This is a genomic window from Aeromicrobium sp. CFBP 8757 (assembly GCF_014841755.1).
Classification (GTDB): Bacteria; Actinomycetota; Actinomycetes; order Propionibacteriales; family Nocardioidaceae; genus Aeromicrobium.
In genome coordinates this window covers 786,293-800,156 of record NZ_JACYUM010000001.1, presented here as the reverse complement: position 1 = coordinate 800,156, position 13,864 = coordinate 786,293, and the positions used below count along the sequence as shown (strand labels likewise).

The 13,864-nt window shown below is 70.9% G+C and carries 10 protein-coding genes; 4 read left to right on the top strand and 6 right to left on the bottom strand.

The window, feature by feature from the left end; translation table 11 throughout:
• Nucleotides 1-20: 20 nt before the first annotated feature.
• Together IFT73_RS03905 and IFT73_RS03900 are read left to right on the top strand one after the other, a co-directional pair.
• Nucleotides 21-2,918, top strand: coding sequence for an MMPL family transporter (locus tag IFT73_RS03905; RefSeq protein WP_192166458.1), 2,898 nt, complete (start codon nucleotides 21-23; stop codon nucleotides 2,916-2,918).
• Nucleotides 2,915-5,038: a YhgE/Pip domain-containing protein gene (locus IFT73_RS03900; RefSeq protein ID WP_192166457.1), complete on the top strand. Its 2,124-nt coding sequence runs from the start codon at nucleotides 2,915-2,917 to the stop codon at nucleotides 5,036-5,038. The genes IFT73_RS03905 and IFT73_RS03900 overlap by 4 nt, the downstream gene beginning before the upstream one ends.
• Here IFT73_RS03900 and IFT73_RS03895 read toward each other — a convergent pair.
• The 4 genes from IFT73_RS03895 to miaB all read right to left on the bottom strand — a co-directional run bounded on the left by IFT73_RS03895 (nucleotide 5,035) and on the right by miaB (nucleotide 10,408).
• A complete protein-coding gene (locus IFT73_RS03895) occupies nucleotides 5,035-5,598 on the bottom strand; it encodes a DinB family protein (protein WP_192166456.1) in 564 nt (187 codons plus the stop codon). The genes IFT73_RS03900 and IFT73_RS03895 overlap by 4 nt on opposite strands.
• Before the next feature lie 23 nt (nucleotides 5,599-5,621).
• A complete protein-coding gene (locus IFT73_RS03890; protein ID WP_192166455.1) occupies nucleotides 5,622-6,968 on the bottom strand; it encodes a M15 family metallopeptidase in 1,347 nt (448 codons plus the stop codon).
• Nucleotides 6,969-7,102: 134 nt separating this feature from the next.
• A complete protein-coding gene (locus tag IFT73_RS03885) occupies nucleotides 7,103-8,794 on the bottom strand; it encodes an alpha/beta hydrolase (protein ID WP_192166454.1) in 1,692 nt (563 codons plus the stop codon).
• 144 nt (nucleotides 8,795-8,938) lie between these two features.
• Entirely contained in the window at nucleotides 8,939-10,408 is a 1,470-nt protein-coding gene (gene miaB, locus IFT73_RS03880) for a tRNA (N6-isopentenyl adenosine(37)-C2)-methylthiotransferase MiaB (RefSeq protein ID WP_192166453.1), read from the bottom strand.
• A 361-nt stretch (nucleotides 10,409-10,769) separates the two neighbouring features.
• On the opposite strand from miaB, the gene IFT73_RS03875 reads away from it, so the two are divergent.
• Nucleotides 10,770-11,165, top strand: coding sequence for a hypothetical protein (locus IFT73_RS03875; protein ID WP_192166452.1), 396 nt, complete (start codon nucleotides 10,770-10,772; stop codon nucleotides 11,163-11,165).
• A gap of 54 nt (nucleotides 11,166-11,219) precedes the next feature.
• Here the strand turns inward: IFT73_RS03875 and IFT73_RS03870 are convergent, their stop codons facing one another.
• Nucleotides 11,220-11,708 (bottom strand): hypothetical protein, encoded by a 489-nt coding sequence (locus IFT73_RS03870; protein WP_192166451.1) that lies wholly within the window; start codon nucleotides 11,706-11,708, stop codon nucleotides 11,220-11,222.
• Nucleotides 11,709-11,876: 168 nt separating this feature from the next.
• On the bottom strand, nucleotides 11,877-12,719 hold the full coding sequence (locus tag IFT73_RS03865; protein WP_192166450.1) for a hypothetical protein: 843 nt from the start codon (nucleotides 12,717-12,719) through the stop codon (nucleotides 11,877-11,879).
• A 102-nt stretch (nucleotides 12,720-12,821) separates the two neighbouring features.
• On the opposite strand from IFT73_RS03865, the gene IFT73_RS03860 reads away from it, so the two are divergent.
• Nucleotides 12,822-13,862 (top strand): zinc-binding dehydrogenase, encoded by a 1,041-nt coding sequence (locus IFT73_RS03860; protein WP_192166449.1) that lies wholly within the window; start codon nucleotides 12,822-12,824, stop codon nucleotides 13,860-13,862.
• The last annotated feature ends 2 nt before the right edge of the window (nucleotides 13,863-13,864 follow it).

Sequence of the window (13,864 nt, the reverse complement as noted above, 5' to 3'; positions counted from 1 at the left end):
ACAAACGTATCGTCGGTGCCGTGTCGAACTCCCTGTACTCGCTGGGCCGGTGGGCCTTCCGTCACCCGCGTCGCGTCATCGCCGCCTGGATCCTCGTGCTGCTGGTCGCGGGCGTCGCCGCGGCGGGCCTCGGCGGCGGCACCAAGAACTCGTTCGACATCCCCGGCACCGAGTCGCAGGAGGCCATCGACTCGCTCGGCCGCACGTTCCCCGAGCTCAGCGGGACGTCGGCCTACCTCGTGGTCGTCGCCGACCGCGGCAGCACCGTCGACGACGGCGAGACCAAGCGGCTCGTGACCGACGCCGTCGCCGGGATGAAGAAGGTCGACGGCGTCAGCGACGTGGTCTCCCCCTACGCGGACGGCAGCGCGGTCGGCATCTCGGCCGATCGGCGCGCGCTGCAGGTGCAGGTGCAGTTCGACCGCGAGCTGACCGCCGTCACCCCCGCCGACCGCGAGCAGCTCGTCGCGACCGGTGACGCGTTGAAGGCCGCGGGCTACACGATGGCCTTCGGCGGCGACGTGTTCACGAGCACCGGCCCCCAGCTGTCGATCACGGAGGTCGTGGGCGTCGTCGTCGCGTTCATCGTGCTGTTCCTGATGTTCCGGTCGTTGCGTGCCGCGGTGATGCCGATCGTGACCGCCCTGCTCGGCGTGCTCGTGACGATCGCGATCACGATCGCGCTGACCGGCTTCGTCACGATCTCGGCGACCGCTCCCCTGCTGGCGCTCATGATCGGCCTGGCCGTCGGGATCGACTACGCCCTGTTCATCGTGTCGCGCCATCGCGAGCTGCTCGCCGAGGGCCTCGAGCCCGAGGAGGCGTCCGCCAGGTCGGTCGCCACCGCCGGGTCGGCGGTCGTGTTCGCGGGCGTCACCGTCGTCATCGCCCTGCTGGGCCTGTCGATCGCGCGCATCCCCTTCCTGACCGTGATGGGCGCCGTCGCCGCGCTGTCGGTCGTGATCGCCGTCGCCGTCGCGCTCACGGTACTGCCGGCCCTGCTCGGCCGCGCGGGTGACCGTCTCACGCCCCGTCGGGACGCCCCTCCGGGTGTCTTCTCGCGTCGCTGGGTCAGCGTCACGACCCGCTTCCCCCTCATCGCGATCGTGCTGGTCGTCGTGGGGCTCGCCGTCATGGCCGTGCCGGCCAAGGACCTGCAGCTCGCGCTCCCCGACAACGGCACCGCCCCGCTCGGCAGCACGCAGCGCACCGCCTACGACCTCGTCGACGACAACTTCGGGCCGGGCTACAACGGCACCCTGCTCGTCAGCATCGACATCATCTCGTCGACCGATCCCGTCGGTGTCGTCAACGGCATCGCCGACGACCTGCGCGGCATGGACGGCGTCGCCGCGATCGGGCTGGCCACGCCCAACCGCACCGCCGACACCGGCATCGTGCAGGTCGTCCCGGCGACCGGACCGACCGACGTCCGCACCGCCGACCTGGTGCGCGAGATCCGCGACCGCGCGCCGCAGTGGACCGACGAGTACGGCGTGCCCGTCGCCGTGACGGGCCTGACCGCCGGGGGCATCGACGTCTCGGACCGCCTGCAGGAGGCCCTGGTGCCGTTCGGCGTCGTCGTGGTCGGCCTGTCGGTGCTGCTGCTGATGATCGTGTTCCGGTCGCTCGTGGTGCCGCTCAAGGCGACCCTCGGCTTCCTGCTCTCGACGGGGGCGTCGTTCGGCGCGGTCGTCGCGGTCTTCCAGTGGGGCTGGCTGATGGACCTCGTGCACCTCGACCAGACCGGTCCGCTGATCAGCTTCCTGCCGATCATCCTGATGGCCGTGCTGTTCGGCCTCTCGATGGACTACGAGGTCTTCCTGATGGCGCGGATGAAGGAGGAGTACACCCGCACGGGCGACGCCCACCGCGCGATCGCGGACGGGTTCGTCGGCAGCTCGCGCGTCGTCACGGCCGCGGCCGTCATCATGCTCGCGGTGTTCGCGGCCTTCGTGCCCGAGGGCGATCCGAACATCAAGCCCATCGCGTTCGCGCTGGCGGTCGGCGTGTTCGTCGACGCCTTCCTCATCCGCATGCTCTTCGCGCCGGCCGTCATGCAGCTGTTCGGCGACCGCGCGTGGGCCCTGCCCGGGTGGCTCGGCCGGCGCCTGCCGCACGTCGACGTCGAGGGCGAGGGCCTGCACCGCCGGGTCGAGCTCGAGACGTGGCCGCGCCGCGGGTCGACGGCCGCGATCACCGCGGCGTCCGTCACGACCGACGGACCCGACGGCCCCGTGCTGAACGACGTCTCGTTCGAGGTCGGGACCGGGGACTGGCTGGTCGTCCACGGCCCGAGCGGTGCCGGCAAGACGGCCCTGCTGCTGACGGTGGCCGGACGCATGGCCTTCGACACCGGACGCCTGCGGGTCATGGGGCACCTGCTGCCGCAGGAGGCCCGTGCCGTCCGGCACTCGGTCGCCCTGGCCGAGCTGCCGGGCATCAACGACCTCGAGGACAACCTGAGCGTCGAGCAGCACGTCGCCGAGCGGCTGTCGATCCGGTCGTTCGGCCTGTGGGTCAGCCGTCGCCGCGTCGCACCCATCGTCGGCGACCTCAACGCGGCCCTCGCCCGCGCCCACGACGAGGCAGGCATCCCGTTCGAGCCCGTCGACGGCGATGCGCTGGTGTCGACGCTGACGCGGCTCGAGCGCAAGCTGCTCGGCGTCGTCCTCGCCCTGACCGACGACCCGCGCGTCGTGGTGGTCGACGACGCCGACGACCTGCGGGCCGCCGAGCACGTCGAGCTGCTGTGGTCGGCGCTCGCGATCCTGCTCGCCGATCGCGACGTCACCCTCGTCGCGAGCGTCCAGGCCGCGTCGTCGGCCCCGTCACCCTCCGACCGCGTCCCGGCCGGCCGGCTCCACCGCCTGGAGCTCGACACCCACCGCACCCTCCACGAGCTGATGCTGCCATGATCCCGTCCCCCACCCTCCCCTGGTTCGAGCTCGCACGCTTCCGGCGCAGCCGGCTGACGCGCGCCGCGGTCGTCGCCGTGATGCTCGTGCCGCTGTTCTACGGCGCGATGTACGTCTGGGCGAACCTCGACCCGACCGGCCGCCTCGACCACGTGCGCGCGGCCGTCGTCAACCACGACCAGATGGTCGAGGTCACCGGCACCGACGGGGCCGCGCAGCCTGTCGCGGTCGGCCGCCAGCTGGCCGGCAACCTCGTCAGCAACGACGCCGACGACAACTACGACTGGGTGCTGACCGACGCGAAGGACGCCCAGCGCGGGCTCGCCGACGGCGACTACAAGGCCGTCCTGACGATCCCCGAGAACCTGTCGGCGGCGGCGACGTCGACCAGTGGCGATCCCACGGCCGCGGTGCAGGGCCAGCTCGACCTGCAGACCAACGACGCCGTCAACTACATCAACGGGACGATCGCGAAGACGATCCTGCAGGCCGCGAAGGGCGCGCTCAACGCGCAGGTCACCGAGACGTACCTCGACAACGTCTACCTGAGCTTCTCCGACATCAAGACCTCGCTGTCCGACGCCGCCGACGGGGCCTCCGACCTGGCCGACGGGGCCGACCGCCTGTCGTCCGGGGCCTCCGACCTGGCCGACGGCGCGACGACCCTGGCCGACGGGGCCGGCACGCTCGCCGACGGGGCGGGCACCCTGGCCGACGGCAACCGCAAGCTCGCCGACGGCGCCACCGAGCTCGACTCGGGCGCGAAGAAGCTCGCGGGCGGCCTCACGCAGCTCGAGTCGAGCACGTCGACCCTCCCGCGCGACACCCGGCGACTGGCCGACGGCTCACGCCAGGTCGCCGACGGCACGGCCCAGGTCGACCGGACGGTTCAGGCCTTCACCCAGGGCATCCTCGACGCCACGGGCACCGCTGACGCCGACATCGACCGGCTCGCCACGACGTTGCGCACGTTGGCCGACCAGTGCCGGGCCGACGGTGCGCCGGCCGGGGTCGACTGCGGCGCGATCGAGGACGCCGCCGGACGCGCCGGCGACCTCAAGACCTTCGTCCGCGACGTCCGCGGCCAGGCCACCAGCGCGGGCCAGCAGACCAGGCAGCTCGCCGACGGGGCCGCGCAGGTCGCCGACGGCAACGCCGAGCTGGCCCGCAACGTCCCGGCACTCGTCGGGGCCATCGGCCAGGCGTCCGACGGTGCCGACCGGCTGACCGACGGCACGTCTCAGCTGCGCGAGGGGGCCGTCGCCGCGGCCGCCGGCGCCGGACGTCTCGTGGGAGGCGCCGACCAGCTGGCCGACGGCAGCCGGAAGCTCGCCGACGGGGGCGACCAGCTCGTCGACGGTGCCGACCGGCTCTCGGCCGGCGCGCTCGAGCTCAGCAACGGCCTCAGCGACGGCAGCGACAAGGTGCCCGACTACTCGACGTCGGAGCGCGACCAGCTCGCCAAGACCGCCGCGACCCCGATCGAGGACGCGGCCGACCGCGTCAACCCCGTCGAGAACTACGGCGCGGCCCTCGCCCCGTACTTCGTCTCGTTGGCGCTGTGGGTCGGCGCGATGGCGATCTACCTGCTGCTTCGGCCGCTCTCGGCCCGGGCGATCGCCTCGACCACCGGCAGCGTCCGGGTGGCCCTGGCGGGCTACGCACCCGGGCTCGCGGTGTCGGTCGTGCAGGTCGTCCTGCTGCTCGTAGTGCTGCAGGGCGTGCTGGGCGTCCAGCCGGCCGACGAGCCGCTGCTCGTCGGCATCGCGCTCGCGACCGGTGCGGTCTTCACGGCGATCAACCAGATGTTCGTGGCGCTGTTCGGCGGGGCCGGACGGTTCGCGGCCCTCGTGTTCGTCAGCCTGCAGCTCACCTCGGCCGGCGGGACGTATCCCATCGAGACCGCGCCGCCGTTCTTCAACGTGCTGCACGACCTGCTGCCGATGACGTACACGGTGCACGGCCTGAGGGCGGCGCTCGCCGGTGGCAGCGACGGCGTCGTGCGCGACTTCCTGGTGCTGGGGCTGTTCACGGCGCTCGCGCTGGGGGTGACGGTGATCGCCGCACGACGGCGGCAGACCGTCACCGTGGCGCGGCTGCACCCGACGCTGCAGGTCTAGCGGTGCGCGTCGGCGGCGGCCCGGACGTGCTCGACGTACGTCGGCCAGTCGGTGCCGCCGGCCGACGTGGCAGGGGCCGGGCGACCGTCGACGAGCTCACGGACGATCTCGGCGTGACCCGCGTGCTGCGCCGTCTCGGAGACGATCCACACCAGCAGGAAGCCCAGGGTCGTGTCGGCCTTGTCGTCCGGCCAGTGCGGCACGCGACCGGGGCTGTCGACGTCGAGGCCGGCGATCGTCTCGTCGCCGTGGGCGCACGCCCGCCGGTACAGGTCGACGATGTGCGCGCTCGACTCGTCGGCGGTCGCCCACATGTCGGCACCGTCCCACACCGAGCCGTCCTCGACCCACGGCAGCACGTCGGGCGCCGGACGTCCGAACGACTCCCCCAGGTAGACGTGCTCGACCCCCACCAGGTGCTTGACCAGACCGATCAGGTTGGTGCCGGTCGGCGTGAGCGGACGCCGCAGGTCGTGCTCGCCGACCCCGTCGACCGCGGCCAGCACGGCGGCTCGGACGACGCGCAGGCGGGCGTGCAGATGGTCCTTGACGTCGGTCATGCGTCCATCATCCGCCGACCCGCTCACCCGTCGAAGTGCTGCCCGTCGATCGCGCCGTACGTCCAGCGGAAACCGTTGCGCCGCATGATGGTCGGCACGAGGTGCGAGCGCTTGGTCCACGCGTACGTCCCGGCCGCCCTGTCCTTCCACCACGAGTTGGGCGCCCACCTGCCCCAGCGGTAGCGGTAGGGGTTCTCGAAGGGGTTGATGTCGATCGCGCGGCCGAGGGCGTGGGGTGACCGGATGCTCGGCCGTCCGATGACGCTGCGGCAGTTGAACCCGCTCGTGTTGTCGGCCCGCATCGACGCGTGGTCGTCGGCGCCCTTGACGCGCGAGGAGTAGCCGAACCGGTCGACGCGGTACATCGACCGAATCGGCACGCGGTTACGGTAGAGGTCGGAGAAGGCACGGGCGGTCTTGCCGGCGATCGACGAGTGCACGACGATCTCGCCGCGGTGCCGGTAGCCGTCGAAGCCCCAGTAGTTGACGCGCACGAGGCGCAGCGACGCGCGCCCGACCGGGCAGCCGGCTCGCCACGAGCGTCCCTTCATGCTCCGCCACGTCGCGTCGCCGATGCGCGAGACCGATGCGTTCGCACCGTCGCCGGACGCTCGCGGCTGGGCGGGGAGCCGGGTGGGTCGGGGTGCCTTGCGCGGGAGCTTGACGACGGTGCCGGGCGGGACGTTCCTGACCGTCGCGGTCGCCGTCCGGGCCCCGGTGTACCAGCTCCCGGCGGCCACGACGGCGCGGTAGCGGTACGTGAGGCGCGGACGCGATCCGGTGCGCGCGACACCGTTCGCGTCGGTAGAGACGACCCCGTACGTCCGCCACGCCTTCGAGCGGTACACCTGGAACGACACCGCGGCCCCCGGCACCGGCCCGTCGGGGGTCGTGACGGCGGCCGACACGTCGAGCGTCCGCTCGTCGACCACGGACCGCGGGGCGCGCAGCACGACGGACGCGGCCTGCGGCACGCCCTGCACGGGCACGGCGGCGGACGTCGACGGCTCGAACGCTCCCGATCCGGTGTAGACGGCCCTCAGGGCACCGGGGTCGGCGTCGAGGACGACCTGCACGGCGGCCGTCCCCCGCGCGTCGACGACCCCCTCGCCGATGCCGACCCAGCCCGCCGGCGACGGCCGCTCGAACCGCACCGAGCCCTCGGTCACCGGCGCGCCCGCGGCGACGACCGTGGCGCCGATCGTGACGGGACGCCGGAGCGTGACCTGGGCGGGGGCCGTCAGCGTCGTCTCGGTGGTCCCCGCGACAGGGGCCTGGGCGGTCTGTGCCGACGCCGGCGCCGGCGCCACTCCCACGACCAGGGTCAGGGTGACGACGACGGACGTCATCACGCCGAGAACAGCCCTCATGCCCGCACCGCCCCGATTCATCGGCTCATTCCAGCACCTGCGGGTGTCACCCGCACGTTGGACGGCCCGCCCCCCGCTCGAGCGGGGAGCGGGCCGTCCTGGTCAGGCGGACCCGGTGCGTGCGGACCGTGCGGTCAGCGCGGGGCCGCGATCTTCTGCTGCTCGAGCCTGACCTGCTCCAGCACCGTCAGCTTCTTCTGCGACTGCGCCTGCAGCTGCGTCGAGCCCGTGACGGGCTCGGGCCGCGGCTGCGGGATCGCCTTGCAGTAGGCGTCGGCCCGGTTGCCCTTCGCCCGCTTCGGCAGCTTGCCGTCGTACAGGTAGCGGGCGATCTTGTTGTCGACGCACGCGTAGCCGTTGAGCGAGTTGGAGTGCGTCGTGCCCCCCTTCGTCGCGACGAGGCTGGCGTTCGGGAACAGCTTGCGCACCTGCAGGCTGCCCGCGTACGGCGTGGCGGCGTCGAGGGTCTCGTTGAGCATCAGGACGCTCTTGACCTTCGACCCGTCGATCTTCTTCGGCGTGCGCGACGGGGCGGGCCAGTGGCGGCACGACTCGTTGTACCAGGCGTTCGACCACGTCAGGAACGGGTCCTTGCGGGCGATGCGCTGGTTGTCGGCGCGCCACTTCTTCCAGCTCTTCGGCCACGACGTGTCGGTGCACTGGACGCCGAGGTAGACCGCGTAGCCGTTGTCGTCACCGAAGCCCGACGCGTCGAGGTAGGACGCCTCGAGCGCCGCGACGTCGTTGTTGTTGACGAACGACGAGAACGTGTTGGCCAGGTCGGTCCACGTCGACTCGTAGTAGCCGGCGTAGAGGAACGCGTCGGTCCACTCGCTGCCACCGAGCTTGTCGCTCGTGCCGTGGACGCCGCCGGGCGCCGTCACGGGGTTGGCGTACAGACGGTTGCGGGTCGCGTAGTACAGGTTGCGGACGGCCGCCCCGGTCTTGCCCAGGTGGTAGGTGCTGTCGTGCTTGGCGACCCACTTGAACCAGATGTTGATGTTGCGGTCGAAGGCCGTGTCCTGGCTCAGGTTGGCCTCGTACCAGACGCCGCGCGGGTCGACGGTGCCGTCGAAGACCATGCGGCGCACCTGCTTGGGGAACATCGACGCGAAGACCTGGCCGAGGTACGTGCCGTACGAGAACCCGTAGTAGTTGATCTTCGACGCGCCGAGGCGCTGGCGGATCAGGTTCATGTCCTTGGCGACGTCCTTGGTCGTCAGGTGACGCAGGATGCCCTTGCTGTTGTTGGCCTTGCAGGCGTTCGTGTAGGCGTTGGTGATCGCCGGCCACGGGTCCCTCTTGGTGTACGTGCGGTACGGGGTGGCGCTGGTGGGCTCGTAGCGCGGACGGTTGTAGCCGGCCCAGCTCGGGTCGCAGCTGACGGCGGGCTCGCTCTCGCCGACACCGCGCGGGTCGAATCCGATCCAGTCGTAGGCGCCTCCGACGTCCTGGCCCTTGTACTCGGGCACGGCGCCCTGCAGCAGCGACAGCGAGAGGCCCGAGCCGCCCGGTCCGCCGGGGTTGACCAGCATGACGCCCTGGTACTTGCTGGCCTTGACGGTGTGCTTCTTGCGCGAGATCGCGATCTTGATCTTCTTGCCGCGCGGCTTGCTCCAGTCGAGCGGGACCGCGACCTTGGCGCACTGGGCGCCGGCCTGCTGCAGACGCGCGCTGGTGCACGTGCCCCACTTGATGGACGACTTGGCGATCGTCACGCCGCTGTCGGACGCCGACTCGGCCTGCGCGCTCGAGACGGCGGGCCCGCTGAGCGTGACCGCGGCGACGGCGGTGGCCGCCAGCACGCCTGTGAACTTCTTGTGCATGTTCCCCCCGTTGGGACGGGTCGACCTTGTGTCGACCGAGTTCAACATCACACGGACGGTTTCGAAGTGCAACAGAACTCGGGTGTCGAATTCGCTACGCCGGTGATGACACCCTGTACCGTCCGGACGGTCCTCGGGCGGGGGTCAGACCGCGCAGGGCGACTCGACGATCGGCAGGGGTGCCGGCACGCCGAGCGACGGCATGCCGAGCCCGACCGACCGCACCTCGGTGCGTCCCTGGCGCGACTCCCACGCGTCGCCGGCTGGCGTGCGGCGGTACGACAGCGGGGCGTCGTCGCTGACCAGGTGGTGCGGGGCGGCGTGGGTGATGCGCACCTCGACCATGTCGCCGGGGCGGACGTCGTGGTCGCCGGGCACGAAGTGGACCAGGCGGTTGTCCCGGGCGCGCCCGCTCAGGCGGCGGTTGGCGCCGTCCTTCTTGCCCTCGTGGTCGGCGACGAGCAGCTCGACGACGCGACCCTCCTGCTTCCTCGCCTCGGCGGTCGCGACCTCGTCGACGACGGCGGTCAGGCGCAGGTAGCGCTCCTGCACGACGTCCTTCGGCAGCTGGTCGGGCAGGTCGGCGGCGGGCGTGCCGGGCCGCTGGGAGTACTGGAACGTGAACGCGCTGGTGAACCGGGCCGCGCGGACGACGTCGATCGTCTCGGCGAAGTCCTCCTCGGTCTCGCCGGGGAAGCCCACGATGATGTCGGTCGTGATGGCGGCGTCGGGCATGGCCTCGCGGACGCGGTCGATGATGCCGAGGAACTTGTCCTGGCGGTACGAGCGGCGCATCGCCTTGAGCACGCGGTCGCTGCCCGACTGCAGCGGCATGTGCAGCTGCGGCATGACGTTGGGGGTCTCGGCCATCGCGGCGATGACGTCGTCGGTGAAGTCCTTGGGGTGGGGGCTCGTGAACCGCACGCGCTCGAGCCCCTCGATCTCGCCGCACGCACGCAGCAGCTTCGCGAAGGCCTGGCGGTCGCCGAACTCGACGCCGTACGCGTTGACGTTCTGGCCCAGCAGCGTCACCTCGACGACGCCGTCGGCGACCAGTGCCTGGATCTCGGCGAGGACGTCGCCGGGCCGGCGGTCCTTCTCCTTGCCGCGCAGCGCCGGGACGATGCAGAACGTGCACGTGTTGTTGCAGCCGACGCTGATCGAGACCCAGGCGGCGAAGACCGAGTCGCGCTTGGTCGGCAGCGTCGACGGGAACACCTCGAGCGACTCGAGGATCTCGACCTGCGACTCCTCGGCGATGCGGGCCCGCTCGAGCAGCACCGGCAGCGAACCGATGTTGTGGGTGCCGAAGACGACGTCGACGTAGGGCGCCTTCTTCGTGATGGTGTCGCGGTCCTTCTGCGCCAGGCAGCCCCCCACGGCGATCTGCATGCCGGGGTTCTTCTGCTTGACCGACGCGATGTGGCCGAGGTTGCCGTACAGCTTGTTGTCGGCGTTCTCGCGCACGGCGCACGTGTTGAACACGACGAGGTCGGGCGTCGTGCCGTCCTCGGCGCGGACGTAGCCGTCCGTCTCCAGCAGCCCGCCCAGCCGCTCGGAGTCGTGGACGTTCATCTGGCAGCCGTAGGTGCGCACTTCATAGGTCTTGGTCATGACTGGTCAATCGTACGTGGCTCCGCCGGCGACCGATCCTGATGCATCGCGACCGCATGCCGGCGACGATGCATCAACGTCACCGCGGGGCCGATCGACACCGACACCCTTCGCGGTCGCGGGCATGCCACGTCCGCCGGTCTTGATTATCAGCACTGCCCTTCGATATGTTGGTCGGTTCGCGTGGAGACGCCCTGCGGACGACAGGACGATGATGAATTGGCTTCGGCGGTACGACCCATTGGCTGGCAGTGACTCTGACCGCGTCACCGCAGGCCGAGATCCCCGACCCGCTCAGTTCGAGGGATTCGCAGACTCTGGACCCGATCTCTGCGAGTTCAAGACAGCCGACGGTCATCGTGTGAGTCTCCGTGAGGGCTACTTCGAGAGCTTGCAGTACGAGGTAGGAGCGCCACCCGCGATCACCGTCACGTTCGTGTTCGCCGGAGACGACCTCCCCTCGCTGACGTCATCGGCTCGGACCATCGCGAATGCACGAGTCTTTCTGCGATTCGCAGACGCATTTGTGATCGCCTGGGAATCGTCTCAGGAGATGCCTCGATACCGGAGTGACGGCACCGTGCCCCACGGGCAGGTAGACGACTTCTACCTCTACGCACGGAGATGTTTTTGCATCGGAACGATCGACGTCACGATCTACGTAGAAGCGACGACCGTCGAGGTATCGACGGAGTCGCTCTCGGCCGACGAAGTGCGGCGGGCGCTCGCGCAGGTGGCGGGACGCCAAACGCCCTGACCATCGGTTGATCGAGTGTCGCGCGGGCATCGATGGGAACGAGACGGGGCGTCCTCACGAACGCATGAGCAACGTCACTTCTCGTTCCACGGCGGCGTCGACCTCAGCCTCGGCTCCTACGCCGACGTGCTCAGCATCGTCGTAGTCGTCGTCGAGGATCACCAGCCCTTGCACGGCTGCGGGACCTTCGTGACCAACGGTTCGATGTGCCCATCGCGCGAGTTCTCTTGCGGACACCTGGCCGCGGAGGAATCGCCGACACATCGCCAACGAAGCGGCAACCAGAGCGGCTTCTGAGTCCGGAGGTAGAGGCGGGAGATGTAGTTCGTCGAGTGCAGCCACCGTGGCTTCTGCGATGATCCACGAAGATTCCCGCGGGGAACGACCCGCAAGGTCGACGACGGCTGGGCTGTCCGCTCCAGCCACGATCACTTCACAGGCCGCTGCGATGACGTCGGCCGGGCCGACCTGTGTCGTCAGCCAGAGAGCGACTTCGTCACGCAACAGCTCGACTGCGCGAGCCTCGCTCCCGCTCGTCGTCATGCGGGAACTGTAGACCGAGGCGCGGGTATCGAGTGAGTGACTCCTGACAACGGGAGCAACCGCAGACGGATGCCACTTACTCCTCTTCTAGCCGTCGACACACCGTCGGCGTTCAGCCGGTCAGCGATCGGCTGGACGTCGCACCGAATTCAGGTTCCACGCATCGGATCACCGCGGGGCGTCGAGCGTCAGGGACGCCGATCCCTCGACCGCGCCGTAGCAGAGCCGCACGAGGGCCGTCACGTCCTGGACGTCGCCTGCATCCCCGCTGGGCACGACCGGGAAGACGTGGCACCTGCGGCGACCGGCGGCGGAGATGCTCGACTCGCCGTCCTCGTCGGTCTCGTCCGCGAGCTCCTCGAACAGCCGGTCGAAGCGGCGGTTGCCGGCGCCGACCAGCCGTTCGGCCTCGCGCTCGTCGGGGCGCGCGACGTCGGACGTCCAGTCGCTCTGCGCGTCCTCGCCGATCACGGTGTATGCCTCCCCCGCCCGGTCGGCGTCCGCCGCCGCGTCGAGCACCGCGTCCTGCTGACGGTGGGACCAGGTGTCCTCGACGGTGTCGACGACGACGGGCGCGCACCACGCCGTCACGATGGCCAGCGCCAGTGCCGCCGCTGCGGACGTCACCGGGTGCGTCTCGAGCCGTCGCGCCGACCGCCTCAGGTGCCGGATCATCACCGCCAGCACGACCAGCATCACGATGGGGACGACCCACCCGAGGATCGTCGACAGCGGTGGGTCGGTGCACGCCACGGATCCGTCGGCCGACTGGCGGCACTTGGGCACGTCGAGCTCTGCTCGCATCGCCAGCCGCGCGCCGGCGAGCGGCAACGGCAGGAGGGCCGCCACGAGCTTGTCGCGCCACGACCACCGCGGTGCCGTGAGCACGTGGTACCACCCGACCGTCAGGCCGATCGGTCCGAGCAGCAGGCCCAGCGTGAGCCAGCCGATCGCCCGGCGCTCGCGGCGGTCTTCGACCGCGGGCGGGCGCTGCGCGGTCAGGACGGACATGGCGCACATCCTGCCAGCCCCGAGGGGCGTCACCCGGGGGGCGCACACATCGTGACCACCGCTCATGTAGTTCGAAATTCAACCACTGGGTCCGGTGGAGGCATGACCACCTACGCCCGCATCGACGCGCCCAGCTCACTCGTCCTCGACCGCGAGACGCCCCCCGAGGAGCTCGCACCGGGGCAGGTCGAGGTCACCATCACGCTGTGCGGCATCTGCGCGACCGACACCCACAACTACACGTCGGGCGGTCAGATCCCGCCCGCGACGTTCGGGCACGAGTGGACCGGGACGATCGCGCGCGCCGCGGCGGACGTCACGTCGGTCGCCGTCGGCCAGCGCGTCATCGCCTGCGTCGGACCGGCGTGCGGCACGTGCGCGATGTGTCTGGCCGGTCACGCCGACCACTGCGACACCGCGTTCGCCGAGGCCAACGGCGTCACCCCCGACTCCCCCGCCCACGGCGGCTTCGCGGCGTCGCTCGTCGTGTCGGCACGTCGCGTCATGCCTGTCCTCGACGGACTCACCGACGTCCAGGCCGCGATCGTCGAGCCCACGGCCGTGACGTTCCACGCCGTCCGCCGCACCCGCCAGCCCCTCGGTGCCGTCGTCGTCGTGCAGGGAGCCGGGCCCATCGGGCTGCTCGCCGCCCAGCACGCCCGCCACGCCGGCGCCGGACGACTGCTCGTCATCGAGCCCAACGAGGAGCGCCGGGCCGCGGCCACCGCCCTCGGCTTCACCGACGTCGTCGCGCCCGGCGACACCGCGACGACGTGGATCGAGGACGTCACGAGCGGGCTCGGCGCCGACGTCCTCTACGAGTGCACGGGAGCGGCCGCACTGCTGCAGCCCTCGTCGGAGATGGTGCGCCGCGGCGGGACGCTGTCGCTGCTCGGCTTCCCGATGACCGACTCGACCGTCAGCTACGGCGACTGGCAGGTGCGCGAGCTCACCGTCATCGGCTCGCTGGCCTACACGCACGACGACTTCGTCGGCGCGATGCGCTCGATCGCCGGCGGATCGGTGCAGGTCGACTCGCTGCACACCGACACGATCGGACTCGACGGGCTGGCCGCCATGATGGACGAGCTCGACTCGGGCCGGACGTCGCAGGCCAAGGTGCTGCTCGACCCGACCCGCTGACG